Below are 1,522 nucleotides of genomic sequence, written 5' to 3' on the forward strand. Positions count from 1 at the left end.
ACACATCGCGGCGATCTGGGCCGAGATTCTCGGCGCCGAGCGCGTCGGCCTGAACGACCACTTCTTCGAGATGGGCGGTCATTCGTTGCTGGCGATGCAAGTGGTCTCGCGCCTGCGTCAGGTCCTGGCGCAGGAAGTACCGTTGAAACTGGTGTTCGAACAACCAAGGCTGGCCGGTTTCGCGGCGGCAGTGCAGGCGCTGGAAGGCCGCGAACAGGCGCCACCGCTGGTAGCGCGCAATCGCCTGCAACCGCTGCTGTTGTCTTACGCCCAGGAACGCCAGTGGTTCCTCTGGCAACTGGACCCACACAGCGCCGCTTACCATATTCCCAGTGCCTTGCGCCTGACCGGCCAGTTGGACTGTGAGGCCTTGCAGCGCAGTTTCAACAGCTTGATCGCGCGCCACGAAAGCCTGCGCACCTATGTGCAGCAGGAAGGCGAGGGCGCGGTGCAGGTGATCGGTACTCAGGTCGCGCTCCCCATCGAGCTGGCCGACATCGACGAGGCTGACCTGCATGCGCGGGTCGCCGCCGAAATCTCACGCCCGTTCAACCTGCAACAGGGCCCGCTGTTGCGCGTGACCTTGCTGCGCCTGGCGGCCGATGAGCATGTACTGGTGTTGGTGCAGCACCATATCGTCTCCGATGGCGCGTCGATGGCGGTGATGGTTGATGAACTGGTGCAGCTCTACAGCGCCTACAGCCGCGGTGATGTGCCGCAACTGCCGGCCATGCCGATCCAGTACGCCGACTATGCGCTGTGGCAACGCGACTGGATGGAAGCCGGCGAAAGACAGCGCCAGTTGAGCTACTGGCGCGACCTGCTGGGCGGTGAGCAGCCGGTGCTGGAATTGCCGTTCGATCACCAGCGCCCCGCCCAGCAAAGCCATCGCGGTGCGCGTCTCGACGTGCCGTTGCCGGCGGCGCTGGCGGCAGACCTGAAAGCCTTGGCGCAGCGCGAAGGCGTGACGATGTTCATGCTCTTGCTGGCGTCGTTCCAGACTCTGTTGCACCGCTACAGCGGCCAGCAGGACATCCGTGTCGGCGTGCCCATCGCCAACCGTAACCGGGTCGAAACCGAGCGCCTGATCGGCTTCTTCGTCAACACCCAGGTGCTCAAGGCCGACATCGATGGGCAAACCACCGTCGCCCAACTGCTGCAGCAGGTCAAGCAACGGGCGCTGGACGCCCAGGCCCACCAGGACCTGCCGTTCGAACAACTGGTGCAAGCGCTGCAACCGGAGCGCAGCTTGAGCCTCAACCCGCTGTTCCAGGTGATGTTCAACTACCAGACCGATGGGCCGCGTGAACCGCTGGCGCTGGCGCACCTGAGCATTGAAAACCTGGCCTGGGAACGGCGCACCGCGCACTTCGACCTCGACCTGGACACCCATGACAGCCGCGACGGCCTGTGGGCATCCCTGGGTTACAGCACCGATCTGTTCGATGCGCCGACCATTGCGCGCATGGCGCGGCATTGGCAGAACCTGCTGCAAGCGATGGTTACCGATCAGCAGCAGAAT

Annotated in this window: 1 protein-coding gene; it reads left to right on the top strand. The window is 64.2% G+C overall.

Annotated features, from left to right (window positions below; all coding sequences use genetic code 11):
* The coding region (locus LIY36_RS27560; protein WP_226457851.1) for a condensation domain-containing protein at positions 1-1,522 on the top strand (1,522 nt) is incomplete at both ends.

The organism is Pseudomonas sp. AF03-9, from assembly GCF_020515815.1.
Taxonomy (GTDB): Bacteria; Pseudomonadota; Gammaproteobacteria; order Pseudomonadales; family Pseudomonadaceae; genus Aquipseudomonas.